25 protein-coding genes are annotated in these 26,447 nt (G+C 62.8%); 20 read left to right on the forward strand and 5 right to left on the reverse strand.

What is annotated here, in order from left to right:
* Positions 1–212 precede the first annotated feature (212 nt).
* From WLQ66_RS03295 to WLQ66_RS03335, 9 genes are all read left to right on the forward strand, one after another.
* Complete coding sequence (locus tag WLQ66_RS03295; protein WP_340544963.1) at positions 213–1,643, forward strand: Glu/Leu/Phe/Val family dehydrogenase; 1,431 nt, start codon at positions 213–215, stop codon at positions 1,641–1,643.
* Positions 1,644–2,171: 528 nt separating this feature from the next.
* On the forward strand, positions 2,172–3,425 hold the full coding sequence (locus WLQ66_RS03300) for a sarcosine oxidase subunit beta family protein (protein ID WP_340544965.1): 1,254 nt from the start codon (positions 2,172–2,174) through the stop codon (positions 3,423–3,425).
* An 81-nt stretch (positions 3,426–3,506) separates the two neighbouring features.
* Positions 3,507–3,767 (forward strand): sarcosine oxidase subunit delta, encoded by a 261-nt coding sequence (locus WLQ66_RS03305; protein WP_340544966.1) that lies wholly within the window; start codon positions 3,507–3,509, stop codon positions 3,765–3,767.
* Complete coding sequence (locus WLQ66_RS03310; protein ID WP_340544969.1) at positions 3,767–6,688, forward strand: sarcosine oxidase subunit alpha family protein; 2,922 nt, start codon at positions 3,767–3,769, stop codon at positions 6,686–6,688. Before WLQ66_RS03305 ends, WLQ66_RS03310 begins: the two co-directional genes overlap by 1 nt.
* Complete coding sequence (locus WLQ66_RS03315) at positions 6,681–7,226, forward strand: sarcosine oxidase subunit gamma (RefSeq protein ID WP_340544970.1); 546 nt, start codon at positions 6,681–6,683, stop codon at positions 7,224–7,226. Before WLQ66_RS03310 ends, WLQ66_RS03315 begins: the two co-directional genes overlap by 8 nt.
* Before the next feature lie 37 nt (positions 7,227–7,263).
* Positions 7,264–7,602 carry a hypothetical protein gene (locus WLQ66_RS03320; protein WP_340544971.1) on the forward strand — a complete coding sequence of 113 codons (339 nt, stop codon included), beginning with the start codon at positions 7,264–7,266 and terminating at the stop codon, positions 7,600–7,602.
* Between the two features lies 1 nt (position 7,603).
* Positions 7,604–9,829 (forward strand): DNA primase, encoded by a 2,226-nt coding sequence (gene dnaG, locus WLQ66_RS03325; protein ID WP_340544972.1) that lies wholly within the window; start codon positions 7,604–7,606, stop codon positions 9,827–9,829.
* A 131-nt stretch (positions 9,830–9,960) separates the two neighbouring features.
* Positions 9,961–11,949 carry an RNA polymerase sigma factor RpoD gene (gene rpoD / locus WLQ66_RS03330; RefSeq protein ID WP_340544973.1) on the forward strand — a complete coding sequence of 663 codons (1,989 nt, stop codon included), beginning with the start codon at positions 9,961–9,963 and terminating at the stop codon, positions 11,947–11,949.
* A 227-nt stretch (positions 11,950–12,176) separates the two neighbouring features.
* Positions 12,177–12,476 (forward strand): hypothetical protein, encoded by a 300-nt coding sequence (locus tag WLQ66_RS03335; RefSeq protein WP_340544974.1) that lies wholly within the window; start codon positions 12,177–12,179, stop codon positions 12,474–12,476.
* Positions 12,477–12,591: 115 nt separating this feature from the next.
* On the opposite strand, the gene WLQ66_RS03340 is transcribed toward WLQ66_RS03335, so the two are convergent.
* The gene (locus tag WLQ66_RS03340) at positions 12,592–13,266 is read right to left on the reverse strand and encodes an SDR family oxidoreductase (protein ID WP_340544975.1); all 675 of its coding nucleotides are present in this window, start codon (positions 13,264–13,266) and stop codon (positions 12,592–12,594) included.
* Positions 13,267–13,511: 245 nt separating this feature from the next.
* On the opposite strand from WLQ66_RS03340, the gene WLQ66_RS03345 reads away from it, so the two are divergent.
* From WLQ66_RS03345 to ribD, 5 genes are all read left to right on the forward strand, one after another.
* On the forward strand, positions 13,512–13,922 hold the full coding sequence (locus tag WLQ66_RS03345; RefSeq protein ID WP_340544976.1) for a hypothetical protein: 411 nt from the start codon (positions 13,512–13,514) through the stop codon (positions 13,920–13,922).
* Between the two features lie 34 nt (positions 13,923–13,956).
* The gene (locus tag WLQ66_RS03350) at positions 13,957–14,448 is read left to right on the forward strand and encodes a hypothetical protein (protein ID WP_340544977.1); all 492 of its coding nucleotides are present in this window, start codon (positions 13,957–13,959) and stop codon (positions 14,446–14,448) included.
* 34 nt (positions 14,449–14,482) lie between these two features.
* Entirely contained in the window at positions 14,483–14,899 is a 417-nt protein-coding gene (locus WLQ66_RS03355) for a secondary thiamine-phosphate synthase enzyme YjbQ (protein WP_340544978.1), read from the forward strand.
* A gap of 121 nt (positions 14,900–15,020) precedes the next feature.
* Positions 15,021–15,488 (forward strand): transcriptional regulator NrdR, encoded by a 468-nt coding sequence (gene nrdR, locus WLQ66_RS03360; protein ID WP_340544979.1) that lies wholly within the window; start codon positions 15,021–15,023, stop codon positions 15,486–15,488.
* Between the two features lie 38 nt (positions 15,489–15,526).
* Entirely contained in the window at positions 15,527–16,603 is a 1,077-nt protein-coding gene (gene ribD / locus WLQ66_RS03365; RefSeq protein ID WP_340546292.1) for a bifunctional diaminohydroxyphosphoribosylaminopyrimidine deaminase/5-amino-6-(5-phosphoribosylamino)uracil reductase RibD, read from the forward strand.
* Positions 16,604–16,622: 19 nt separating this feature from the next.
* On the opposite strand, the gene WLQ66_RS03370 is transcribed toward ribD, so the two are convergent.
* The 3 genes from WLQ66_RS03370 to WLQ66_RS03380 form a co-directional block, all read right to left on the reverse strand.
* A complete protein-coding gene (locus WLQ66_RS03370; RefSeq protein WP_340544980.1) occupies positions 16,623–18,653 on the reverse strand; it encodes a capsule polysaccharide biogenesis protein in 2,031 nt (676 codons plus the stop codon).
* 4 nt (positions 18,654–18,657) lie between these two features.
* A complete protein-coding gene (locus WLQ66_RS03375; RefSeq protein ID WP_340544981.1) occupies positions 18,658–19,794 on the reverse strand; it encodes a polysaccharide biosynthesis/export family protein in 1,137 nt (378 codons plus the stop codon).
* Positions 19,795–19,890: 96 nt separating this feature from the next.
* Positions 19,891–21,183 (reverse strand): capsule polysaccharide biogenesis protein, encoded by a 1,293-nt coding sequence (locus WLQ66_RS03380; protein WP_340544982.1) that lies wholly within the window; start codon positions 21,181–21,183, stop codon positions 19,891–19,893.
* 254 nt (positions 21,184–21,437) lie between these two features.
* On the opposite strand from WLQ66_RS03380, the gene WLQ66_RS03385 reads away from it, so the two are divergent.
* From WLQ66_RS03385 to WLQ66_RS03410, 6 genes are all read left to right on the forward strand, one after another.
* Positions 21,438–22,031: a riboflavin synthase gene (locus WLQ66_RS03385; RefSeq protein WP_340544983.1), complete on the forward strand. Its 594-nt coding sequence runs from the start codon at positions 21,438–21,440 to the stop codon at positions 22,029–22,031.
* A 427-nt stretch (positions 22,032–22,458) separates the two neighbouring features.
* Positions 22,459–23,580 (forward strand): 3,4-dihydroxy-2-butanone-4-phosphate synthase, encoded by a 1,122-nt coding sequence (gene ribB / locus WLQ66_RS03390; RefSeq protein WP_340544984.1) that lies wholly within the window; start codon positions 22,459–22,461, stop codon positions 23,578–23,580.
* A gap of 1 nt (position 23,581) precedes the next feature.
* Positions 23,582–24,133: a 6,7-dimethyl-8-ribityllumazine synthase gene (locus WLQ66_RS03395; protein WP_340544985.1), complete on the forward strand. Its 552-nt coding sequence runs from the start codon at positions 23,582–23,584 to the stop codon at positions 24,131–24,133.
* On the forward strand, positions 24,130–24,621 hold the full coding sequence (nusB, locus tag WLQ66_RS03400) for a transcription antitermination factor NusB (RefSeq protein ID WP_340544986.1): 492 nt from the start codon (positions 24,130–24,132) through the stop codon (positions 24,619–24,621). Before WLQ66_RS03395 ends, nusB begins: the two co-directional genes overlap by 4 nt.
* 237 nt (positions 24,622–24,858) lie before the next feature.
* A complete protein-coding gene (locus tag WLQ66_RS03405) occupies positions 24,859–25,188 on the forward strand; it encodes a hypothetical protein (RefSeq protein WP_340544987.1) in 330 nt (109 codons plus the stop codon).
* Positions 25,189–25,635: 447 nt separating this feature from the next.
* Positions 25,636–26,106, forward strand: a complete 471-nt coding sequence (locus tag WLQ66_RS03410; protein WP_340544988.1) for an MmcB family DNA repair protein — start codon at positions 25,636–25,638, stop codon at positions 26,104–26,106.
* A gap of 63 nt (positions 26,107–26,169) precedes the next feature.
* Here the strand turns inward: WLQ66_RS03410 and WLQ66_RS03415 are convergent, their stop codons facing one another.
* A complete protein-coding gene (locus WLQ66_RS03415; protein ID WP_340544989.1) occupies positions 26,170–26,358 on the reverse strand; it encodes a DUF6324 family protein in 189 nt (62 codons plus the stop codon).
* Positions 26,359–26,447: the final 89 nt, after the last annotated feature.

The following is a 26,447-nucleotide window of genomic DNA, read 5'->3' on the forward strand; positions in this document are numbered from 1 at the left end:
TCTCGGCGCGCCGGTTGTTCGGGGGCTGCGAACAAATCGACGGTAGCTGCGAGTTGGAGGCGACTCAGTCAAATGCCCACTGTTTTCAAATTGCCTAAAAATAAATCTTTTTGCATGGGAATGGTCAAAAAGGTCGCACCTTCTTAATCCAAGAGTCATAGTGTCCGAACACTATCTCACTGAGTCGACGCAGAAGCACGGAGTACAGCCTGATGAGCAGTGCAACAGAACCCAGTTTTCGCCAGAGTGTGGACCTGATGTTCAACAGGGCAGTTGCCCTGATGGACCTGCCACCAGGCCTGGAAGAGAAAATCAGGGTTTGCAACGCGACCTATACGGTGCGTTTTGGCGTTCGCCTGCGTGGAGGCATCCAGACCTTCACCGGCTATCGCTCGGTTCATTCCGAACATATGGAACCCGTCAAAGGCGGTATCCGCTATTCGATGGGAGTGAACCAGGATGAGGTTGAGGCGCTGGCGGCGCTGATGACCTATAAATGTGCGCTGGTCGAAGCGCCGTTTGGCGGCTCGAAGGGCGGGCTCTGCATTGATCCGCGCCAGTATGAAGAACATGAGCTTGAACTCATCACCCGCCGTTTTGCCTATGAGCTGGCCAAGCGCGACCTGATCAACCCGTCGCAGAACGTTCCGGCCCCTGATATGGGCACCGGCGAACGCGAGATGGCCTGGATCGCCGACCAATATGCGCGGATGAACACCACCGACATCAACGCCAAGGCCTGTGTTACCGGCAAGCCGCTGAATGCCGGCGGGATTGCCGGCCGTGTGGAGGCCACCGGCCGTGGCGTGCAATACGCTCTGCGCGAGTTTTTCCGCAACCCCGAGGACGTGGCTGCGGCCGGTCTCGAAGGGAAGCTGGACGGCAAGCGGGTCATTGTTCAGGGTCTGGGCAACGTGGGCTACCACGCGGCAAAGTTCCTGATGTCCGAAGACGGTGCCAAAATCACCGCAGTGATCGAACGCGATGGCGGTCTGGTCGATGAAAACGGTCTGGACATCGAAGCGGTGTCCCATTGGATTGCCAACCATGGCGGCGTCACCGGTTACCCGGATGCCCGCTACGTCGAAAACGGCGCGGTTCTGCTGGAGGAGGCCTGTGACATCCTGATTCCGGCGGCGCTGGAAGGGGTGATCAACCTCTCCAACGCGGCAAACGTGAAAGCGAATCTGATCATCGAGGCGGCCAACGGTCCAATCACTGCGGGCGCTGACGAGATCCTGCGCAAGAAGGGCGTGGTGATCATTCCCGACATGTATGCCAACGCGGGTGGTGTGACGGTTTCCTACTTCGAGTGGGTGAAGAACCTCAGCCATATCCGTTTTGGCCGGATGCAGCGCCGCCAGGAAGAGGCACGCCATCAGCTGGTCGTGGATGAGCTGGAAGCGCTGTCGGAAAGCCTAGGCAAGACCTGGACGCTGGATCCGAAGTTCAAGGAACGCTACCTGCGGGGCGCCGATGAGCTGGAGCTGGTGCGGTCGGGGCTCGATGACACCATGCGCACGGCTTATCAGTCCATGCGCGAGGTCTGGCATGGCCGCGACGATGTCACCGATCTGCGCACCGCCGCTTATCTGGTGTCCATCGACAAGGTCGCCAAGAGCTACCGCGCCAAGGGGCTTTGATCGTCACGCGAAGGACCCGAACCGGATCGGGTCCCCGCAAACACACCGGGCGCTGACGCGGTTTTGCGCCCGACCTACAGGAAACCTCGCCAGCTTGGCGGGGTTTCTTGCGTTTTGGATGTCCGCTGCGACGCGTTGGAATGCCGCCGATGCCCTTCGGAAACCCCGATCAAGCAGTAGCGCTGCGATCAAGGCGGCCCGCTGGCCAGGCCCGAGGCGCGATCCGGCAATGCTGGCTTCTTTGCTCTGGACACATGTGTATTTAATGTGCTGCTGATAGCGGGCGGTGTCGTTTGCCAGGGCGGATCAGGGCAGGTGCAGCGCCGGTCGGCACGGGTGTCCCGGCCAGGGCTGGAACCGGGAACAGGGCGCGGGCCAATCGGTGCATCAGGGCTGGTATCGGGATGCGGAACGCGCCAGACTGTCGCCCAAGAGGGCGCGGCGGCTGGCATGAGATCACCGCGGGTGCAGGTGGCCTGGCCTGCGGACGACCGGGGGATCAACCGGGATACAAAGGGGGGAGCGGGGATGCGATTTTCTGGCTGGCGTGTGCTGCGCGAAGGGCTGACAGGCAACCGGGGCTGGCAGGCCCATTGGCGCGACCCGGATCCCAAACCCGAATATGATGCGGTGATCATCGGCGGCGGTGGTCACGGGCTGGCCACGGCCTATTACCTGGCCAAGGACCATGGGATGCGCAATATCGCCGTGCTGGAGCGCGGTTATATCGGCGGTGGCAATGTCGGACGGAACACCACCATCGTGCGGGCGAATTACTATCTGCCCGGCAATTCGGAGTTCTATTCCCATTCGTTGAAGCTCTGGGAGGGGCTGGAGCAGGATCTGAACTACAATGCGATGATGTCGCAGCGGGGGATCCTGAACGTGTTCCACAATGACGCGCAGCGCGACAGCGCGGTGCGGCGGGCGAATGCGATCATCAATCAGGGCGATGATGCCGAGATCCTGTCCCGTGACCAGCTGCGCGAAATGGTGCCGCTGCTGAACTATGACAATAACCGGTTTCCCATCCAGGGGGCGCTGTTGCAGCGGCGGGCGGGCACGGCGCGCCATGATGCGGTCGCCTGGGGCTTTGCGCGGGGGGCGGATCAGCGCGGTGTCGATATCCTGCAGAATTGCGAGGTCACCGGCATTCGGACCGAGGGCGGCAAGGTCATCGGGGTGGAAACCCCCCGTGGTCTGATCCGCGCGGGCAAGGTTGCGATGGCCGCCGCCGGGCGCTCCAGCCAGGTGGCGGCCATGGCGGGGCTGACCCTGCCGATCGAGAGCCATGTGCTCCAGGCCTTTGTCTCCGAAGGGCTGAAGCCGATTATCGACCACGTCATCACCTTTGCGGAGGGGCATCTCTATATCAGCCAGTCCGACAAGGGGGGGCTGGTGTTTGGCAGCTATCTCGACCTCTATGCCTCTTATGCGGCGCGGGGCAATCTGCCGATGGTGGAACACACGATGGAGGCCTGCATGGCGATGCTGCCGGCCATCGGCAAGGCGCGGCTGCTGCGCAGCTGGGGCGGCATCATGGATATGACGCCGGACGGATCGCCGATCATTGATCGCACGCCGATTGAGGGTCTCTATCTCAATGCGGGCTGGTGTTATGGCGGCTTCAAGGCAACCCCTGCCTCGGGGCAGTGTTACGCGCATCTGATCGCCACGGATCGCCCGCATCAGGCGGCGGCAGCGTTCCGGCTGGACCGGTTTGAGACCGGTCGGGGCCTGATGGATGAGGAGGCGACCGGTGCGCAGCATAACCTGCATTGACCGTCGCGTGGTCCGCGCCGACGTCGTGGCTGGCGTGACGGCGTATTTGAGTATTTCTGGAAAGGTGAAAGGGCGCCCGTCATGAGGATTACCTGTCCGCTCTGCGGTGAGCGTGATCGTCGCGAGTTCTATTATCGCGGGGCGGTGCTGGAGGCGCCGGAGGAGGGCGCGCCCCTCGAGGTCTGGCATGCTCATGTCCATCTGCGGCTCAACCCGGCAGGCCCGCTGGAGGAATGGTGGTATCATCAGCACGGCTGTGGCAGCTGGATCAGGGTGCAGCGCGACACCTCAAATCACGAGATGCTCGCCGCCGCGCCTGCGGCAACCGGGGAGGCGGGCTGATGCGGGTTGCAGGTTGGGGCGGCATGGCAGAGCCGCGCGAGGTCGATTTCAGTTTCAATGGGCGTGTGTTGCGGGGGCATGAAGGTGAGCCGCTGGCGGCGGCGCTGTTGGCCAATGACATTCACCTTGTCGGGCGCTCGTTCAAATATCATCGGCCACGCGGCATTCTGACCGCGGGCAGTGAGGAGCCCAATGCGCTGGTTGCCCTGGGCGAGGGGGCGGCGCAGGAACCCAATCTGCGCGCCACCACCCTGCCGGTCTACCAGGGGTTGGCGGCGCGGAGCCAGAACTGCTGGCCCTCGGTGGGCTTTGATGTGATGGCCGTCAATGATCTGGCGGCCCCGTTTCTGGGCGCGGGGTTCTACTACAAGACCTTCATGTGGCCTGCGGTCTTCTGGGAGAAGATCTACGAGCCGGTCATTCGTCGTGCAGCAGGGCTGGGGGCGTTGTCCGGGGCGCCGGATGACGGGACCTACGAAAAGGCATTTGGGTTCTGTGATCTTCTGGTCATCGGCGCGGGACCTGCGGGTCTGATGGCGGCGCTGACGGCGGCGCGGGGTGGTGCGGATGTGATCCTTTGTGACGAAGATAGCGCGCCCGGTGGTCGCCTGCTGAGCGAGCGCGAGACCATCGCAGGGCAGCCGGCACAGGACTGGGTGGCGGCTGTGGTTGCGGAGCTGGACAGTCTGGACAATGTGCGGCGCATGACCTCGACCACGGTGACCGGGGTCTATGATCAGGGCACCTATGGTGCGCTTGAAACCACAGCTGCCGGGTCCGGCAAGGCTGCGCGCAGCTGTTTCTGGCGGCTGGTGGCAAAACGCGCGATCCTGGCATCCGGCGCGCTGGAGCGGCCGGTGGCCTTTGCCAATAACGACCGACCCGGCATCATGATGGCAGGTGCGGTGCGAAGCTACCTCAATCGGTGGGGGGTGGCGCCCGGTGAGCGGGTGACGGTGTTTGCCAACAATGACGATGCTCATCGGACGGCACGGGATCTGGCGGCGGCGGGTGTTCATGTCGCGGCGGTCATCGACAGCCGCCATGACGCACCACAGAGCGATGAGTTCCGGGTGATCCGGGGCGCTCAGGTCTGCAATGCCTCAGGCCGTCAGCGATTGGAAAGCCTGACGCTGCGCTCTGTTGCGGGGGAGGAAAAGCTGCAGACCGACTGTCTGGCCATGTCCGGTGGCTGGAATCCGACGCTGCATCTGACCTGTCACCTGAACGGGCGGCCGCGCTGGCGGCGCGATCTGGCCTGTTTTGTGCCGCAGGAGGGCGCGGTGCCGGGGCTGGCGGTTGCCGGGGCCTGTGGCGGAGCTTTCTCCACTGCGGCGGCCTTGCGGGATGGGGCGGAAGCGGGCGCACGCGCGCTGGAGGCGCTGGGCAGGCGCGCTGTGCCCGTGGAGCTGCCGGAGGCCGAGGATGCGCCCTGCCGGGTGACGCCGCTTTGGTCGGTGCCGGGGCGCGGGCGGGCCTGGGTGGATTTCCAGAACGATGTGACGGTCAAGGACATCTGTCAGGCGGGGCGCGAGAATTTCCGCTCGGTCGAGCATATGAAGCGGTATACCACGCAAGGCATGGCCACCGATCAGGGCAAGAGCTCCAATGTGGTGGCTCTGGCGGTGCTGGCCGAGGCCACGGGCCGCAGCATTCCCGAGACCGGCACCACCACCTTTCGCCCGCCTTATGTGCCGGTGCCGATCGGGGTGATGGGGGCAGGCGCGCAGGATCACGGCTTTGCGCCGCGTCGGCTGCTGACATCCCATGCGCTGGCCGAGGATATGGGCGCGCATATGATGGAGGTGGGGCTGTGGTATCGCGCCAGCTATTATCCAAAACAGGGTGAAACCAGCTGGCGGCAATCCTGCGATCGCGAGGTCGGGTATGTGCGCAATGCGGTTGGGGTGGCGGATGTCTCCACCCTTGGCAAGATCGACATTCAGGGGCCGGATGCCGCGCGGTTACTAGACTATGTCTATGCCAATGGGTTTGCCACGCTGCAACCCGGTCGGGTGCGCTATGGGCTGATGCTGCGCGAAGACGGGTTTGTCATGGATGACGGCACCACCGCCTGTCTGGCGCCAGACCACTATGTGATGACCACCACGACCGCAGCGGCCGGGCAGGTAATGGCGCATCTGGAATTCGTGAGCCAAGCGCTGCACCCGGAGTGGGACGTGCGGATCCATTCTGTGACCGAGCAGTGGGCGCAGTTTTCCATCGCAGGCCCGAAGGCGCGGAGGCTGTTGCAGGATCTCCTCGGCGCGGCATTTGTTAGCGAGGACTGGCCGTTCATGGCCTGTGGCGCAGTTGCGCTGGGAGAGGTCACGGCGCGGCTGTTCCGCATCTCTTTCTCGGGCGAGGAGGCCTATGAGCTGGCGGTTCCTGCGCGCTATGGCGAGAGCCTGTTTGGCGAATTGCTGCGCCGGGCGGAAGCGCTTGGCGGTGGGGCCTATGGGCTGGAGGCATTGAATGTGCTGCGCATTGAAAAAGGGTTTCTGACCCATGCCGAGATCAACGGCACCGCGACGCTGCATGATCTGGGGTTCGGTGGGATGCTCCGCTCCGGCAAACCCTGTGTCGGTCGCGCGATGGCCCTTCGCGAGGGATTGGTCGACAAGGCGCGGATGCGGCTGGTCGGGATCAGACCCACCGGCGCGGTGCAGCAGCTGACCGCCGGGGCGCATCTGTTTGACCCGGAGGATCCGGTCGACCGGCCACATGATCAGGGTTATGTCACCTCGGTCTGCTATTCGCCGACCTTGGGGCATATGATTGGTCTGGCGCTGATAAAGGCCGGTCCAGACCGGATTGGCGATCCGATCCGCATGGTGGATCACACGGCAGGGCTGGACGTGCTCTGCGAGATTGTCGAGCCGGTGTTCTTTGATCCAGAGGGGGAGCGTGCGCGTGGTTAAGCTGATTGCAAAATCGCCCTGTGCGGGGCTGCTGCCTGTGCAGGTGGGGGATCTGTCGCTGAGGGAGGCGACGCTGGAGGAGATGACCACCCTCGCGCCCTATGCCGGTCAAGAAGCCGCGCTCTCCGAAGTGCTGTCGGCCGCGCATGGGCTGCGCTGGCCGATGCCGAACCGAAGCAACAGCAAGGCCGGGGCGCGGATTATCTGGTTTGGCCGTGAGCTGGCGCTGCTGTCCGGCGTGCGGCCGGATCCTGCGCTGGCAGATCATGCCGCGCTGACCGATCAGAGCGATGGCTGGGCCGTGGTGCTACTGGAAGGTGCGCAGGGCGACGCGGTGCTGGCACGGCTCTGCCCGGTGGATTTGCGGCCCGCCGTGTTCAAACGCGGCCATACCGTCCGATGCGAGCTGAAGCACATGGCGGCCTCGGTCACCCGGCTCGGGCCAAAGAGCTTGCAGATCATGGTGTTCCGCTCCATGGCGGAGACACTTGTGGATGATCTGAAAACAGCGATGGAAGCTGTTGCGGCACGGGGGTAATCTCGGGGATCACCAACTGATTCCGGGAGCCAAGTGTATGATCCGTCTTGCCCTTGTCGCAGCTTTGCTGGCCGCACCAGCCTATGCTGCTGAAAAAAAAGAAGAAAGCTGCAAGTATCAAGGGCAGGTCATGGCGGCCGTGCAGCAGGCGCGGCTGGACCGTGTGAAACAGGCTGATGTTGCCCAGACGATTCTGAACAGTGATCCCGCCTGGCCCGAGCAGTACAGCAAAGCCATTCCGCAGCTGACCGCGCATATCTACAGTCTGCGCAAGCGCGATCTGCGCGACAATGATTTCGGCGCGCTGCTGGAGCAGCAATGTCTGGCGAATTGGGATCAGATCCAGAAGATGCAGAAGCAGTTGCAGAGCAACTGAGATGTCGCTTCCCCCCGGTTTCCTTGATGAATTGCGCACTCGCGTCAGCCTCTCTCAGGTTGTCGGGCGCAAGGTCATGTGGGATCAGCGAAAATCGAATCAGGGCAAGGGCGACATGTGGGCGCCATGCCCCTTCCACCATGAAAAATCCGCCAGTTTCCATGTCGATGACCGCAAGGGGTTCTATTACTGCTTTGGCTGTCATGCCAAAGGGGATGCGCTGAAATTCGTGCAGGAGACCGAGAACGTCGGCTTCATGGAGGCGGTGCAGATCCTGGCGCAGGAGGCGGGGCTGGAAATGCCCGCCCGCGACCCCAAGGCCCAGCAGAAGCAGGACCACCGGGCCCAGTTGGCCGAGGTGATGGAACAGGCGGTGCGGTTTTTCCGCCTTCAGCTCAACACGCGGTCGGGTGAGGCTGCGCGCAGCTATCTTGCGCGGCGCGGGCTGACGGGTCAGGCCCTGGAACGCTGGGAGATCGGTTTTGCCCCTGACGGCTGGCAGAACCTATGGGACGCGCTGCGCGGCAAGGGTGTGCCGGAAGAGCTGATCATGGGTGCGGGGCTGGCCAAACCCTCGAACAAAGGTGGCAAGCCCTATGACACCTTTCGCAACCGGATCATGTATCCAATCCGCGATGCGCGCGGGCGGGCGATCGCCTTTGGCGGCCGAGCCATGGATCCGCGCGACAATGCAAAATATCTGAACTCGCCGGAGACCGCGCTGTTTGACAAGGGGCGCAGCCTTTACAATCACGGGCCTGCGCGCACCGCGTCGGGGAAATCCGGCCAGCTGCTGGTCGCCGAAGGCTACATGGATGTGATCGCCCTTGCAGAGGGCGGATTTGAGGCGGCGGTGGCGCCTCTGGGCACTGCGATCACCGAAAACCAGCTCCAGATGCTGTGGCGCATTGCGGATGAGCCGATCATCGCGCTGGACGGCGATACTGCTGGTCTGCGCGCGGCGATGCGGCTGATTGATCTGGCATTGCCCTTGCTTGAGGCGGGGAAATCCCTGCGGTTTGCGCTGATGCCTGAGGGCAAGGACCCCGATGACCTGATCCGAGCCGAAGGGCCGGAGGCGGTGCAGAGGGTGCTTGATCAGGCGATGCCGATGGTGCGGCTGCTGTGGCAGCGCGAAACGGAGGGCAAGGTTTTCGACAGTCCCGAGCGCAAGGCCGCGCTGGACAAGGCGCTGCGCGACAAGATCCGGCTGATCCGCGATCCCTCGATCCGCCGCCACTATGGCGAGGATCTGCAGGATCTGCGCTGGCAGCTGTTTCGCGGCGGGCGCCCGCGCGAAGCGACAGCGGCACCGGGGCTGGACGCCGGGTTCGACGCGCTGCCGGATCCGGGGTTTGATACCGGTTTTGATCCGGGGCCAAGCTTTGATCCGGGCTTTGGAGCTGCGGGCGATCCCGACTTTGGCGGCGATTATGGCGATTATGATAGCGGCTACGATCCGGGCTACGACAGTGGATTTGATCCCGGTTATGAGCCGCCGCCGCCGCCCGTCACCCCGGCTCAGGCGGGCAATCAGGGCAATTACAGCGCTGGAAAATTCCGCAAGGCTGGTGGTTTCCGCGATGGTGCCCGGATGCCCTGGCGCGGCAAGAACGCCCCACCACAGCCGCTGGAGACGACTCGTAATTCGCTGCTTGCTGGCGGCAGCGAGGAAGCGCTGGTGCGCGTCCGTGAGGCAGTGATTCTGGCGACGGTGATCACCACACCGGCGGTGATTGCAAAATATGAGGTCAATCTGGAACGTATGGCCTGTGTCGGCTCGGATCACGCGCTGCTGCGCGATCTGGTGCTGCGTCATGGTGTCGATGCGCCTGAACGGCTGAAAGAGGAAATTGCACAGGCTGCCGGCAGCCATGCCCTTGAAAACCTCTTTGCGCTTCGCCATGTGGCAATCAGCCCCTGTCTGCGTCGTCCCGGCGATGTGGAAATCGCCAGCCTGACCCTGGCGGAGGAATTTGCCAAGCTGGAGGCAAGCCGGGGCCTGGATGCAGAGCTGGCCGAGGCGGAAAAGGATCTGGACGGGCTGGCTGATGAGGCTGTGACATGGCGGCTGGGACAGGCTGCCGAAGCGCGCAACAAAGCCGTGCGCAGTGAGAACGAAGACCGAGCGCAATATGATGTGGGGGAGAACGGAGCGCGTCTGAACCGTGAGGAACTCGACGCTTTCGGAGCCCTTTTGGAACGAATTGGCTACTCCAAGAAGTGACCGCTGCGCCGCAGTCAGGTCGTTTTGCTAAGGAAGAGCGAAAGAAAAACGGGTAAACCGGGTGACGAATCAGCGGATCGCGATAATGATTCGCGAAACCGAATCGCCCCAGCCCCGACGAGGAGCATTGAATGGCCGCCAAAGATACCGACGACCGCAAACCTGACGATCAGGAGCCCGAAATCTCTCTCGACATGAGCCAGGCTCAGGTCAAGAAGATGATCGCCGAAGCGCGCGAGAAGGGTTACATCACCTATGATCAGCTCAATCAGGTCCTGCCGCCGGATCAGGTAAGCTCGGAGCAGATCGAGGACGTGATGTCGATGCTCTCCGAAATGGGCATCAACATCATCGAAGATGAGGAAGCCGAAGAGGAAGAGCAGAAGGGCTCGACCGATCTGGTGACCACCGACAGCAACCGCGAAGTGGCGGTGGCTGGCGCGGCAGCTGAGAAGCTGGACCGCACGGACGATCCCGTCCGCATGTATCTGCGCGAAATGGGATCGGTCGAACTGCTGAGCCGCGAAGGCGAGATCGCCATCGCCAAGCGGATCGAAGCTGGCCGCAACACGATGATCGCCGGTCTCTGCGAGAGCCCGCTGACCTTTCAGGCGATCACCATCTGGCATGACGAACTTCTGTCCGAAGACATTCTGCTGCGCGATGTGATCGACCTCGAGGCGACGTTCGGCAACCAGCTGGACGAAGACGGTGAAGTTGGCGAGCCGGTGGTGGATACCTCTGTCGTTGCCGCGAGCAAACCTGTGGCGAAAGACACCGGTCCAGAGCTCGACGCTGACGGCAACCCGATTGCATCGGACGACGACGAGGACGAGGACGATCAGGCCAACATGTCCCTTGCCGCGATGGAAGCGGCGCTGAAGGACAAGGTGCTGACCACGCTGGAACAGATCTCCTCCGACTATGCACAGCTGAGCGAAATGCAGGACAGCCGGATTTCGGCCACCCTGAACGAAGATGGCTCTTTCAGCGCGCAGGATGAGCAGATCTATCAGTCTCTGCGGTCTGAAATTGTTCTGCTGGTCAACGAGTTGCACCTGCACAACAACCGGATCGAAGCGCTGATCGACCAGCTTTATGGCATCAACCGCCGTGTCATGCAGATCGACAGCTCGATGGTGAAACTGGCGGATCAGGCCCGTATCAACCGTCGCGAGTTCGTGGATGCCTACCGTGGCCGCGAGCTGGATCCGAACTGGCTGGCCGATATGGCGGAGAAGCCGGGACGGGGCTGGCAGATGTTTGTCGAACGTTCCACCGACAAGGTCGAAGAGCTGCGCGCCGATATGGCGCAGGTCGGTCAGTATGTCGGTCTCGACATCTCTGAATTCCGCCGCATCGTGCAGCAGGTCCAGAAGGGCGAGAAAGAAGCCCGTCAGGCGAAGAAGGAAATGGTTGAGGCCAACCTGCGTCTGGTGATCTCGATCGCCAAGAAATACACCAACCGCGGCCTGCAGTTCCTTGACCTCATTCAGGAAGGCAACATCGGCCTGATGAAGGCGGTGGATAAATTCGAATACCGCCGGGGTTACAAGTTCTCGACCTATGCGACCTGGTGGATCCGTCAGGCGATCACCCGCTCCATCGCGGATCAGGCCCGGACCATTCGTATTCCGGTCCATATGATCGAGACGATCAACAAGCTGGTCCGCACCGGCCGCCAGATGCTGCATGAAATCGGCCGCGAGCCGACGCCGGAAGAACTGGCCGAAAAGCTCCAGATGCCGCTGGAAAAGGTCCGCAAGGTGATGAAAATCGCCAAGGAGCCGATCTCTCTCGAAACCCCGATCGGGGACGAGGAAGACAGCCAGCTGGGCGATTTCATCGAGGACAAGAATGCCGTGCTGCCGCTCGACAGCGCCATTCAGGAAAACCTCAAGGAAACCACCACCCGCGTGCTGGCTTCGCTCACCCCGCGTGAGGAGCGGGTTCTGCGGATGCGTTTTGGCATCGGCATGAACACCGACCACACGCTGGAAGAGGTGGGCCAGCAGTTCAGCGTGACCCGCGAGCGGATCCGCCAGATCGAGGCGAAGGCGCTGCGCAAGCTCAAGCACCCGAGCCGGTCTCGCAAACTGCGCAGCTTCCTCGACCAGTAATGCGGCAGTTGATATCCGAACAGAACAGGCGCCCCGGTGGGGCGCCTTTTTGCTGTGTGCCTTGCAGCAGGGGGCGGTTCGGCATGGATTTTGCGGGTCCAGCCCGTCGCGGCCCGGCCCGCCTGTCTGGGTGGCATTGTTAACCATTCCTAACAGTCAGCAATTGTTTTTGGGCCGCGAATACCTAAGTTACCAATATGTTAACTTTGCGAGATCGGAGGGGTCCAATGGCGCATCATTCGAATTTGAACGAGGCACTTAATGTGCTGGACAACAAGCTCCGCTCGCTCAGCGCGCTGACCAAGGCGAATGCCTTTCTTGTCGAAATCATGCGCAAAGATCGCGCCCTGCTTGAACAGATGGAAGCCCCTGCTGCCCGGGCGATGTTGATGGACCGCGCCTGCCAGTGCTTTGGTGAGGGCGCAGGAGATGCCGCAGATCCAGATGTTCTGGAGGTGCTGGCGACCGCCCTAACCGAAGGGCAAACAGCTGAAATCATTCCGTTTCCCACCGACCGACGTCATTGAGCGGGCCATAGGCACCGCCGCGTCACCGCGCCTGAGGTGACACATCCAGAAGGGGTAACCCTTCCGGATGTTTTTATGGGCGTTACTCCCCCGCAGTGCTGCGGCGCGTGCGGCCTCAGCCGGTCGGCATCAGGAAGACCTCCCGCACGGCATTGCGCGGGTCGGCCTCCAGCGCAAAGACAACGGCATCGGCCACGTCTTCGGGCTGGAGCTTGTCGGGCTTGGCTTCGTCGAAGAACGCGGTGTCCACCATCCCCGGCGCAACCACGGTACAGCGCCCGCCCCAGTCCTTCATCTCTTCGGCCAGATTGCCGCCATAGCCATGGACGAACCATTTTGAGGCGCCATAGATGGAGCCGGGGATATGCACCCGCCCTGCCGCCGAACCGGTCAGTACGATGTGTCCTTTCTGCGGTTTCAGATGCGGGATAGCGGCTTTTGCCGTGTAGAGCAGGGCCATGATGTTGATATGAATCATGTCATGCCATTCCGAGGGGGCGCCGTTTTCCGTCCCGGGAGTGTTGAGACCGGTCCCGGCATTGGCAAAGGCTGCGTCGATCTGGCCGAAACTGTCGCGCAGATGCTGTAGGGCGGCGACCTGATCCTCGAATTTGGTGGCATCTCCCGGCAAGGCCAGGGCGCCGTCGCCCAGTTCCTCGGCGAGGCTGTTGAGCTTGTCTTCGGATCGGGCGAACAGGCCGACGTTCCAGCCTGCCTTATGGGCCGCACGCGCGGTTGCTGCGCCGATGCCGCTGGATGCGCCGGTGATGAACAGGGTTTTCTGAGCCATGGGATGATCCTCTGTCTTGTGGTTGTTTGACCGCTCAACGCGGCGAGTGCCCGATTGGTTGCGCAGGTGATGGGCCCGTTTCGGCAGCGTTGAATGTGAACAGTTGTGACTGGCCGTGGTCGGCGGTATCTGGAATCCTGCCGGTGGCCATCTATCTCTAACCTGGGGCTTCGCGCAGATCGCAGGTCAGCTTGCGCGCGCATCCTCAGAGCGGCGGGCTGAATTACTCATCAAGGATAGGCATCATGCGACTATTTTCTGTGACTATTGCGGCGGCGCTTGCGCTGTCAGCCTGCGCCGAAGCAACCCCGACAGGTCATGTGACCGTCGATCAGGCGCGTGTCTTTGCTCTTCCTGACGGCAGTTTCGAAGTGGTCCCGCCGCAGGGCGCAGTGCGCTCGGCATTCTGGTGTGGCGCGGCGGACTACGCGCGCCGCGCGCTTGGTGCCGACTGGGGGCAGAGCATCTATGTCGCGCGCGCTATCGGCGAGGGCGTCGCCGTGAACCGTAAATCCACCGTGCATTTCAGCCTGAGCCCGGTTGCAAGTGATCGTCCCGACAGTTGGCTGAAACGGACAAATGCCTATCGCGTTGGTGACCGGCTCAGCGTTCAGGAGGCCGATCACCAGTGCACCACCGCCTTTGTTCGCTTCTGACCAGCGCCCTCATTCGCAATCGGCGAGGTTCATCATGACCGACTTTCCCAGTTTCAAATTCCGCAGAGCGCGTCAGATCTCCAGGGGCCGTCGGGCTGGACCACGCCGGACGGCACTCGCCGTTTTGGGTGTTGGGCTTGGCCTTCTGGCGCTGGCGGTGCCGGCATCCGCCTTTCGTGCGATTAACCGGCTGGAGGTCGTGCCCGCGGGGGCGAGTCAGTTTGAGGTGATCGGACGGGCCGGGGCGCTGAAATCCGACTACTGGTGTGCCGCCGGAGATTATGTGCGCAAATCGCTCGGACTGCCCTGGCAGACAAAGATCTACGCCGTCGACGGCATCGGGGCCAGCAGCACCACCGGTGCACGCTCCGCCGTGCGGTTCACCTTGGATCCGGCCGCCGCCGGGGTGACGCCATTCACCGGCAACTGGACCGGTGATATCCTGACGCCCGGCTATGCGTTTCGTGCCAATGCGGCCTATGGCAAATGCGAAGACTGGATTTTCCCCTTTCGCAGCCGTAACTGATAGCCGGGCAGAAGTTTGGGCATCGAGGTGATCCATGCAGGCAGAGTTCACCGTCTCCACCCGCGGGCAGGGGCTGTATGAAATCACCGATCAGATCGTGGACTGGGTATCGCGCGCGCCCTGCGACGCCGGGCTGCTGACGCTTTTTGTGCGGCACACCTCCTGTTCGCTGCTGATCCAGGAAAACGCCGATCCGGAGGTGCAGGGCGATCTCCTCGCTTATCTGTCGCGTCTGGTGCCGCCCGCGTCCGATCCGTCGATGGCCTATCTGCGCCACACCTATGAGGGGCCAGACGATATGCCTGCCCATATCAAGGCGGCGATCCTGCCTGTCAGCCTGTCGATCCCGGTGACCGCCGGGCGGCCTGCCTTGGGGACCTGGCAGGGCATCTACCTGTTCGAGCATCGCGACGCAGCGCACAGCCGCAGGGTGATCGCGCATTTGGTTTAAGCCCCGGCATCTTGTGGTCTTAATTCACCTCTACCCAAACCCTAGAGGCTGCCATATAGTTGTGGATAAGGGCGCAGCGGCGTCCGGTTGACCGGCGGACTGGAACAGGGGGGGACAGCTGATGCGCTGCCCGTTTTGCGGAAATATCGACACCCAAGTAAAGGACTCGCGCCCTGCTGAGGATCACGTTTCGATCCGGCGGCGCCGGTTCTGCCCGGCCTGTGGTGGCCGTTTCACCACCTATGAGCGGGTGCAGCTGCGTGACCTCGTGGTGATCAAGACCAATGGCAAACGTGAAGATTTCGACCGCGACAAGCTGGAGCGCTCGATTCGCATTTCCATGCAGAAACGCCCGATTGAACCGGAACGCATAGATCAGATGATCTCGGGCATCGTGCGGCGCTTGGAGAGCATGGGTGAGACCGATATCCCGTCCAAGAAGATCGGTGAAATCGTGATGGAGGCGCTGGCCCGTATAGATACCGTGGCCTACGTCCGCTTTGCCAGTGTTTACAAGAACTTCCAGGCGGCGGATGATTTTGAGGATTTCGTTCACGAGCTGCGCCCGCCGGAGGCGCCGGAAGAGTGAACGCCTCCGGACGGATGCGGGCTGGGGATACGCGCTATATGTCGCTGGCCCTGTCGCTGGGACGACGGGGGCAGGGGCAATGCTGGCCGAACCCGGCTGTCGGCTGTGTGATCGTGCGCAAAGGCCGCATTGTCGGCCGGGGCTGGACCCAGCCGGGGGGGCGCCCTCATGCGGAGACCGAGGCATTGCGCCAGGCCGGCGCACTGGCGCGCGGCGCTACCGCCTATGTCTCGCTGGAACCCTGTTCTCATACCGGTAAGACACCTCCCTGTGCTCAGGCCCTGATCGACGCTGGCGTGGCGCGGGTGGTGGCAGCCATGGAAGATAGTGATCCACGGGTTTCAGGCCACGGGTTTGCGATGCTGCGCGATGCCGGTATCGAGGTCACCACCGGGGTGTGCTCGGACGCGGCAGCGCGGGATCATGCCGGTTTTTTTCTGAAGACGGAACAAGGGCGCCCCTTTGTGACGCTGAAGCTTGCGAGCAGCTTTGATGGCCGTATTGCCACCGCTGCGGGCGAGAGCAAATGGATCACCGGACCCGAGGCCCGCCGTGCCGTCCACGCGATGCGGGCACGCCATGATGCGGTGATGGTGGGTGGTGGGACTGCCCGTGCGGATGACCCGTCACTGACCGTGCGGGATCTTGGGGTGAGCCGTCAGCCCGTGCGGGTGGTGATTTCGCGACATCTCGACCTGCCGCTGATGGGGCAGCTGGCACGCAGTGCACGCAATATCCCGGTCTGGATCTGCCATGGGAGCGGCGCCGATGCTGAGCGCCTGCGCGCCTGGGAAGGGTTGGGCGCGCGGTTGCTGCCCTGCGCCGCAGAGGGTCAGCAGCTGGATGCGGCTGATGTCTTGCAGCAGCTGGGGCAGGCGGGTCTGACACGCGTCTTCTGCGAAGGCGGCAGCGCGCTTGCAGCCTCGCTTCTGGCGCAGGATCTGGTGGATGAGCTGATTGGCTTCACTGCCGGGCTGGCCATCGGGGGTGATGGTCTGTCCTCAATTGGCAGCATGGGCCTAAAGGGTTTGGCCGATGCGCCGCGCTTTGATCTGATCGACATGCGTCCCGTTGGGGCAGATATCCAGCACCGTTGGGCCCGTTCACTGGGCTAGGTCGCCTAATGGCAGCAGCCTAGCGCCAGAGATGCGCATAGGTGGAGAATAGCCCCTGAAGCTTTGCCAGGGTCCGGGTGGCGGTGCCCGGGGCAGGAATATCGCCCTTCGCCAGCCGCTCCACCACCAGTTCGACCTGACAGGGCAGGCCGCTGACCGGATCCACATAGCGCGGATAATCAATCAGCGCGGCATGGACCAACCCCATCAGGGAGGGGCGGGCCTGCCGTCGGGCAACGGGCACCGCGCCCAGATCCCGGGTCAGCCCCCAGCCCGCATAGAACGGTGCGCCAACCGTGGTCACCTTGACCCCACGCAGCAGCGCTTCAAAGCCCAGAAGCGAGGTCATCGTCCAGACCTCATGCACCATGTCAAGAAGCGCCATCGGGTCACTGTCGGGCGCGACCACATCCGCCAGCCCCTCGGCGGCGATGCTGCCGTCGCGCAGCCCGGCCTCCACATCCGGGTGCGGCTTGTAGATCAGCACGGCGTCCGGGTTGGCCGCACGGGCCGCCCGCAGCAGGTCGGCATTGGTTGCGATTTTCTCACATCCCAGACGGACCGAGGCATCATCTGCCACCTGTCCGACCACGAGAATGCGGTGCCCCTCGGGCAGGTTCGGGACCGTTCCGCCGAGGTTGTATTTCGACAGGCTGTCCTGCACCAGCCGCCGGGTCAGGTTCTCGGCGCGCTGTTGCTGCTGGGCGGTCAGGGTCGCGCGGGCGGCGATCAGGTCTTCCAGGTCGCTGGGCTGATGCGGATCGTAGTAGATACCCTGCCGGTCGACGACCAGCGACAGTGGCGGCACCAGCGCCGCCCCCAGCCCGCGGGACCGCAGAAACCCGTCCTCGACACGATGGGCGCCCGGAGATTGCCCGGTGCCGGTGCGCCCGGCCCAGATCATCCAGTTGCGCCCGCTGGCGCGCGCGACCTTGGGGCTGTCGCTAAACCGCAGACGTCGGTAGCGGCCAAAGAACTGTTGCAGCGGCCGTCGTTTCCACAGCCGCATTCCTGAGGCGATCCAGCCTGCGCGATCCTGCTGCCAAGCGCGGGCTTCGGCCTCCAGCGCGTCGATCACCTCCTCCAGCTCGCAGAGCCGGTCGTGATAGGGGCTGTACCAGGTCGGATAGAGGATCATCGCCGCCGCAAACAGCTGCGCGCGGGTCAGGCGGCGCTGGCGCCGGGTGATCGGGAATTCATCCTCGCTGAGGCCCCAGCCCGCGTAGAAGGGCTGACCAAAAACGCGGGGTTTGTGACCGCAGAGGATGGCCTCGAACCCCATCTGCGAAGACACGGTATAAACGGCGATGGCGCCCTCCAGCAGCGCCCAGGGCGAGACCAGCGCATCAAGGATCTCGACCCGTCTCTGCGCGTCTGCGGCGGTATAGTAACCGGGGCGATGACCTGCGCGGTCCTCCGGATGGGATTTGATGATGATGCGGGCGCCGGGATGTTCGTCCTGCGCATAGTAAAGCATCTCCTGAAAACGCGCGTGATCGGTCCCTTCATGAGGGGTGGATGCGCGGACGGAGGCGTCGCCGCGGGCCTGATCAATCACCAGAACATAACCCGGTTCCGGCACCGGCGCGTTTGGCGAATAGGCGTTGTATTTGCTCAGATGGGCGTCCTGGAGCCGGGCAATCGCGCGCCGGGCGCGGCGCATCAGCGCGCTGTCATCCAGCGGGTGCGTGGCCAGCAGCTGCTCCAGATCCGAGGGGGTAGCGGGATCGAAATGCAACCCTGACCGGTCGAGCAGCAAGCCCAGCGGCGGCTCTCCCTCACGGCCGGGATGGATCGAGCGCAGAAACGCGTCTTCGACCCGCAGCAGGCCACAGCCCTGTGCCGCCGCCACGGCCAGACCACGATGAGCGGTATCGGCATTGCCCCAGACCGCGACAAGATCCTCTGCCGTCGGCTTGCCCAGCCGCAGGTCATAGCCCGCCAGTGACAGGATGCGCCGCAGCCGCCGCTGGCGCAGGAAACCGGCGTTGAAATAGTAAAGCCGGGAGCGGATGCCCCCGGCCCTTGTCGTCGGGTCTGTTCCCGTCATGTCATCAGCCGCCGCTGGCCAAACTTTCGACGCTGGCGATTGGCGCCAGCGGGCTGGCCAGAAGCGAGATGGTCTTGGTCCACTGGGCGTAGGGTGCCTCGGTCACATAGAGCGTGTCGGCATCGCGGATCACGAAGTCGCGCGCCACGAACAACCCGTTGGGCTTGGTCAGGTTCAGCACGTAGACCAGCCGCTGTGCCCCGATCAGATCGTTGCGCCCGAGCACCTGATTGGCGATTTCCGCAGGCTCATTGCGCAAGACGAAGACGCCTGTCGGATCTGACGCGGTGGAGACCAGACCGCCGACCTGGGCGATGGCCTCAAGTGCGGACAGGTTCTGGCTTTCAAACGGGACACGCGCCTGCGCGCTGGTTGCGCCCAAAGCAGTAAAGGAGCGACTGTCCTCTTCCACAAGGATCTTGTCGCCGCCGCGCAGGGCGATGTCCAGCTCGGGGTGTTTGAACAGATCCTGGAACCAGATGGTACCGCGCTCCGCACCACGAATAACGGTGATCTGGGCGTTTTCCGGCTCAATCGCGACGCCGCCAGCGCGGGCCAGCATGGTGGCCAGCGTCCGTGTCGGACGTTCGATCGCGTAAACCCCCTGTCCTCCGACAGCCCCGGTCAGGCTGACAGTGGCGCCATCGCCTGCGAGGCGGCGGACCTGAACCTGCGGGTCGGGGGTCTGATCTTCGAGTTTCTTGGTGATGGTGCGGCGCAGCTGATCCGGCGTATTGCCTGAGGCGCGCAGCCGACCGGCATATGGCACGAAGATAAAGCCGGCGCTGTCGACCTGCACCTCTTCCAGCACCGTGGCATTGGTGGCCTCTGCCGCCAAGAGCCCGTCATCGACGTTTTCCCAGACGGTGAGGCCCAGAACGTCACCGGGGCGGATCACGTCGGAGGTCAGCTGACCGGCGCTGCGGAAGCTTTCGGAAAAGCCAAGCGCCGGGACAACGGCGGTGGCGCGGGTCACGCGATCATTGACCGATACAATGAAGGCATCGCCTTCTTTTTGCACGGAACCGGCATAGATCTGACGCTTGTTCGGGCCGACCTGGGGCAGGCCACAGGATGCTGCCAGCGTGACTGCGGCCAGAATCGCAACCGGGCGCGCCCATTGCAAGGGAACGGTTTTCACTGCTCGGTCTCCTCGACCTATTATTGTTCTGCCTCAAGTTTTAAGGCCAAGCTAGCGCAGTGTTTTGGAAAAATCCAGCCTTGGAGGTCTGGCTCGTCAGTTCACCACACGCAACTGTTGCCGCGGTGCCGCTGTCCCCTGGATCAGCGCCTGATAGGGGTCCTCCGGCGCCAGCATCATATCCACCACCTGCCGCAGCAGCTGGCGGCGGCCCTTGCGGGAGTAGAAGCCACCAGGGAGCTGCGAGGTTTCCAGAAGATAGCGGCGATAATCCTTGTAGGCGCGATTGTCGGGTCGTGCGGGCGCGGCAAAGAACTCCTGCAGGGGTTGGGTGGAGACAAATTCGGGCTTGTCGTAGACCGCCTTGCCAAACACCTTTAGCGGGATGCCGCGCCAGAGTACCTGCTGGCCGGCCGTTGAATTCACTGTGACCGCTGTGCGGGCCTCGTTCAGGAGGGCGGCGAGCTTGCCGCCACGCACGTAGTGGACGCGGTGTTCCAGCCCATAGTGTTTTGCCAGCTGGCGCACCGCGCGCCGGATCGGAACACGGCCATCTTCCAGCGGATGCGCCTTGACCACCAGATGGTGATGGCGCGGCGCGCCCTCGGCAAAGCCCTGGAACACCTCGGTCAGGAAATCTGTGAGGCTGGCAAAGGGGGAATGCTCCTGAAAGGCGCTGTCATGTTCCAGTTGCAGCAGGGCCAGATGATAGGGAAAGCCGCCGTTGCGGATGCGCCGGGTCGCCAATCTGCGTTCCAGCGCCTGAATTGGCATCAGCAGCAGGCGGCGCAGATAGAGCTGAAATTCGCGGGTGACCGGCAGCGCCCGATGCGGGCGGAACTGGCGGTACCCCTGATTGAGCAGCATGACACAGCCGTGGTAAAGCGCGCCGTAGAAGACATGTTGCCGGGTATCGCCCCAATGTGAAGGGGGCAGCGGCGCCTCCATATCGGAGAGCGCAAGCGCTGCGGTCATTTGCTCCACGGGCATGTCCATCAGCCGCGAGTTGCCGTTGGAGCCGTCCCGCTCATAGGTGACCCAATAGGGGCGCAGATAGCCTTCCTCGAAGACATGTACCCGGATGCCGCGGCTCCGCGCGATGCTCACCGCCTTGGCGTGGATCGGGCGGGTATCGCCGTAGAGCACCAGATCGGTGATCTTCTTGTCGTCCAGCATCGTGTCCAGATGGGCGGGCCAATCCTGCGGGGTGCCGCGATAGGGCAGGTAGCCGGCCCGGTCACGCCAGAAGGCCTGATCGCCGGCATTGAACCCCACCCGCCACACGTCTGAGCCCGCAGCCTGCAACATCTCTGCCAGGCTGGCAAAGAACGGGCCATGAGGCCCTTGCAGAAACAAAAAGGAGCGTTGTGGATGGTCGGTCTTGTGCATAATGGGCCGAATATATCCCGATTGTACAAACAATGGCTTAACCCCTAATCGGATTTAACCATCTTTCCGCGCGAGGGTAGGCTGGCGCGGCTGGGCGAGGCAAGCCCAGTGGCGGCCTGTTCTGCGCCACAGGGGCCCGGGCGCGCCTATCCGGCAACAGCGGGGCTTGCCGCGCGGCGGTCCAATGGCTACCAGAGAGGCGCCGGCCGATCAAGACGGCCATAACCGCATTTGCAACCTGCAGGAGCCCGCCCATGTTCACAGGCATCGTCACCGATATCGGCATCATCACCGAGCTGGAGCAGCAGGGCGACCTGCGGGCGCGGATCAAGACCGGCTATGACACTGCAACCATCGACATCGGGGCCTCGATCGCCTCTGACGGTGTCTGCCTGACGGTGATCGCACTGGGGGAGGATTGGTATGATGTGCAGATCTCTGCCGAGACCGTGTCCAAGACCAATATCGGCGGCAACGGCTGGACCCTGGGCAAGCGCGTCAATCTGGAACGCGCGCTGAAGGTCGGTGATGAGCTGGGCGGCCATATCGTGTCGGGGCATGTCGATGGCGTGGCCGAGGTGGTGGATCTCCGCGATGAAGGGGACAGCACCCGCGTGACTCTGCGCGCGCCACAGGAGCTGGCGCGCTTTATCGCGCCAAAGGGATCGGTGGCGCTGAATGGCACCTCGCTGACTGTGAATGATGTCGACGGATGTGATTTCGGCATCAACTTCATCCCGCACACTAAGGAAGTGACGACCTGGGGGGATGTCGCGATTGGCGATGCGGTGAATCTTGAGATCGACACGCTGGCCCGTTACGTGGCCCGGCTGAACGAGCAGGGCTGAGCCTCTTTCACGCGCGCCCCCGTGCAATCTGGGGCTGTCTGCCTAGGGCGTCGCAAAAGGCTCCCGCCCCCGTTCCCCGGCATCGCGGATGCCGTCTCAGGCGTTGGGCGTGGCGCGCCGCTGGGGGGGCGCGCGTCAGCGATCTCCCGCGACGAGGGGAGCTGATCTTGCGGCGCAGTTTGACCTTTGCCGTGGCTGCGTCGTGCCTGTGCAAGGGGCCATCTGCCGCCGCAACCGCTGACCCTGAAACAGCCTCTGACAGGGGAACGCGCCACCGCGACGCCGCGTCCGGAACATGGGCTGCCGCAAGCGGGGCTGGTATTTACGCTGCGGCTGGTCTATCCCGCTGGGGTATCCACGGCCTTGCTCGGGGTTGTGGAGGTCGCACTGACCATTGTCCACGACTGCCCACCGAAAGGTTGCCTGAATGAGCTTTGAAACACCGGGGCCGATTGAAGCCCAGTTGCGTGACGCAATCAGCCCTATTGAAGAGATCATCGAAGAGGCCCGTCAGGGGCGGATGTTCATCCTGGTCGATCACGAGGACCGCGAAAATGAGGGCGATCTGGTGATTGCCGCCGAATTTGCGGATGCTGCGGCGATCAACTTTATGGCGACTCACGGACGCGGTCTGATCTGTCTTCCGATGACGGCGGAGCGGGTCGATGCGCTGGGGCTGCCGATGATGGCGGTGAACAATTCTTCGCGCCATGAAACAGCTTTCACCGTGTCGATCGAAGCCCGCGAAGGTGTCTCGACCGGGATTTCCGCTGCCGACCGTGCACTGACCGTGGCGGCGGCCATTGACGAGAGCAACACGATGGCCGCGCTGGCGACACCGGGGCATGTGTTTCCGCTGCGGGCCAAACGCGGCGGTGTGCTGGTGCGCGCAGGCCATACCGAGGCGGCGGTTGATATCTCTCGTCTGGCTGGTCTGAACCCCTCGGGCGTGATCTGCGAGATCATGAATGAGGATGGCACCATGTCGCGGCTGCCGGAGCTGGTCGATTTTGCCCGGACGCACGGGCTTAAAATCGGCACCATCAGTGATCTGATTGCCTACCGCGCGCGCAACGACAATCTGGTGGTGGAGACCTCGCGCAAGACCGTCACGTCTGAAATCGGTGGCGATTGGGAACTGCGCCTGTTTACCGACCAGACCCACGGCATTGAACATGTGGTGATGACCAAGGGCGATATCACCACCCCTGAACCGGTCCTGACCCGCACCCATGCGCTGCATGAGGCAACGGATCTTCTGGGACTTGGTCCCAAATCGGGCCGACAGCTGCCGCGCGCGATGGAACTGATCGCGGCCGAGGGGCGCGGCGTCGTCTGCCTGTTCCGCGAGCCGCGCAATTCGCTCTATGCGCAGGACGACGAAGGCCCGCGCACCATCAAGCAGACCGGGCTGGGCGCGCAGATCCTGTCCAAAATGGGTCTGCATGAGCTGGTATTGCTGACGGATTCGCCCTCGACCACCTATGTTGGACTTGACGCCTACGGCCTGAGCATCGTTGGCACCAAACCTCTTCTGAAGGACGCTTGATATGGCTGCACATGAAACTCACTATACGCTGGACCGTCCGACATTCGACAAACCGGTCAAGCTGCTGATCGTGGTCGCGCCTTATTACAAGGATATCGCCGACAATCTGGTGGCCGGCGCCCAGGCCGAGATCGAAGCCGTCGGCGGCACCTGCGAACTGATCGAAGTGCCGGGTGCGCTGGAGGTGCCGACCGCGATCGCGATTGCCGACCGCAGCTCTAACTTCGACGGCTACGTGGCTCTGGGCTGCGTGATCCGTGGCGAAACAACCCATTATGAAACCGTCTGCAACGACAGCAGCCGCGCGATTCAGTTGATGGGGCTACAGGGGCTGTGCATCGGCAATGGCATCCTGACGGTGGAAAACCGCAAGCAGGCGGAGGTCCGCGCCGATGTGAACGATCAGAACAAAGGTGGCGGTGCTGCGGCTGCGGCCTTGCATCTGATCGCGCTGACGCGTAAATGGGGCGCCCAAACCAAGGGAGTCGGCTTCAAAGCCCCTTCCGAGGCCATCAGACTGGCCGACTCAGACAATGGACCCACCACCGTATGACCACTTCGGAAAGCCAGGGCGCCGCTCGCAAGGGCAGCGACAAGCATAAAATGAAATCAGCGTCGCGGCTCTATGCCGTGCAGGCGCTGTTTCAGATGGAACATAGCAACCTGTCTTTCGACAAGGTCATCGTCGAATTTGAGGACCACCGTTTTGGGGCGGTCTACGAAGGCGACGAGATGGCAGAGGGCGATCCGAAAAGCTTTCGCAAGCTGATCGAGGGCGCAGTCATTAATCAGGCCAAGATCGACCAGATGACGGACCGCGCACTGGTGGCCAAATGGCCGATTGCACGGATCGACCCGACGCTGCGCGCCCTGTTCCGGGCCGCGGGTTCTGAGATGTTGACAGGCAAGACACCGCCCAAGGTGGTGATCAATGAGTTCGTGGACATCGCGCGGGCCTTCTTTCCAGAGGGCAAGGAGCCGAAATTCGTGAATGCCGTTCTGGACCATATGGCGCGTGAGGCATGCCCCGAAGCCTTCTAACCAGGGCAATCTGACTGGGGCCTTCTGACCGGGGCTTGCGACAGGCGCCAGCTGCTGTGGCGCAACAAGGATCGAGAAGCGTGCCCGATGGGCGCGCTTTTTTCGTCTGCCGCCGGGCTGCCGGCACACTGCCGTAAAATGCTGGTCGACATGCGTCAAATCCCGCCGATCCGGCAATTGCCGCTGGACCATGTCGCAAAGAGTGCTACCGTTTTGGCCGAAGCAGGAGGGTATGCCATGCCAAAGCTGGTGAGTCTTTATATTCGCAACGTGGTGATCGGCTTTGCCATTGCCGCAGCTTTTGTCGGGCTGCTGTTGTGGTTCAACGTGAGGAACCTCTGGCATCTGGTCAGCACATCGGACAGTGGCGTTTTGGCGGTTGCGATCCTGTGGTTCATGAACGGTATCGTTTTTGCCGGGGTGCAGTTCGGCTATGCGGTGATGTCGCTGGCGCAGAAAGAAGACACCCCGCGCGGCGGGATGCGGATCACCCCCGATATGCACTCTGAGATGGTTCCGGTGCGCGTTCCGGCCAAGAAAGCCTCTCGGCAGCTGCCGCGCCGCTGATCCGCAGATCTGGACACAAAACGTCCAGACCAGCAAGCCGTCAGTCAGCCGTGCCCCTCAGGCGCGGCTTTTCTTTTGTCAGCCAGAACAGTGGTGGAATGCGGCGGGACCACCAGGCAACCGTGCGGTTATGATTCCCGAGGACCTGTATGTACAGGTGGGCGCCAGGTAAAAGGACCAGGGTCCAAACAGAGCCAGCTCCCTCGGAATTGCTTAAGGCCACTGGAATGCTACCTGTCACGAGAAGGGCAGAACCCGCCTTCGTTCTAACTAGGCGTCGGGGCAGGCGGAGACAAGGGGCGTCCGCCGTCTTTTCGACATGGCCCTCTCACCGTGGCGGATGTGGCATGGCCGCAGGCTGTCTTGATGCGATATCTGACCAGTGCGTTTGCAAGGTGCCTGCGCCATGGTCTTGTTATTTGTTCATGAATTGTTCACATTGACCCCATGATGCAGGATCTTGCCCCCGGTCAGCGCCTCGCGCGTGGTGTGGCCCGCCATATGGCGGCGCTTGGTTTTGTCACGGTCGAAGAATTCGTTCCCGCCCGTGGTCTGCGGGTCGATGTCATGGCGCTTGGCCCCAAGGGTGAGCTATGGGTGGTCGAATGCAAATCCAGCCGCGCCGACTATCAGTCCGACAGCAAATGGCGGGGCTATCTTGAATGGTGCGATCGCTATTTCTGGGCGGTGGATCTGGCGTTTCCGAATGAGCTGTTGCCTGACGACAGCGGTTTGATCATCGCCGATGACTATGACGCCGAGATCATCCGCATGGCGCCGGAACAGAAACTGCCCGCCGCCCGTCGCAAGAAGCTGATCCAGAAATTCGCAATGGACGCCGCCAGCCGCCTGCACCGGCTGCGCGACCCGCGACCGGGGATGGATGGGATATGGGACAGCGCGGCGCGCGGTGCCTGATTGCTGGCGGCGCGTCGGTTGGCAGGGCGGACGCGTCAGCCCGCCGCCGGGTGTTCGTGAGGTTCAGGTATCGAGGCTGCGCGCTGCCTGGGCTGCGGCCATGATTTCTTCGGCGATTTCATTGGCCTCATCCGGATCAAAATCCATCGGGATTTCGATCCCGTCGGCTTCGATGAAGATGCGGACCATGCCTGCGTCGGTGGGGCCGATCTGCATATTGGCTTCGATGTCGCGCTCGGTGTTGATGCTCATGCGGCACTCCTGTCATGGGGCTTGCGGTGACGGGTTCTGCTAGCCTGCTGCCACTGTAATGGCAAGCACTCGCGGCTTCCAGATGGACC

The organism is Phaeobacter sp. A36a-5a (assembly GCF_037911135.1).
Classification (GTDB): Bacteria; Pseudomonadota; Alphaproteobacteria; order Rhodobacterales; family Rhodobacteraceae; genus Phaeobacter; species Phaeobacter bryozoorum.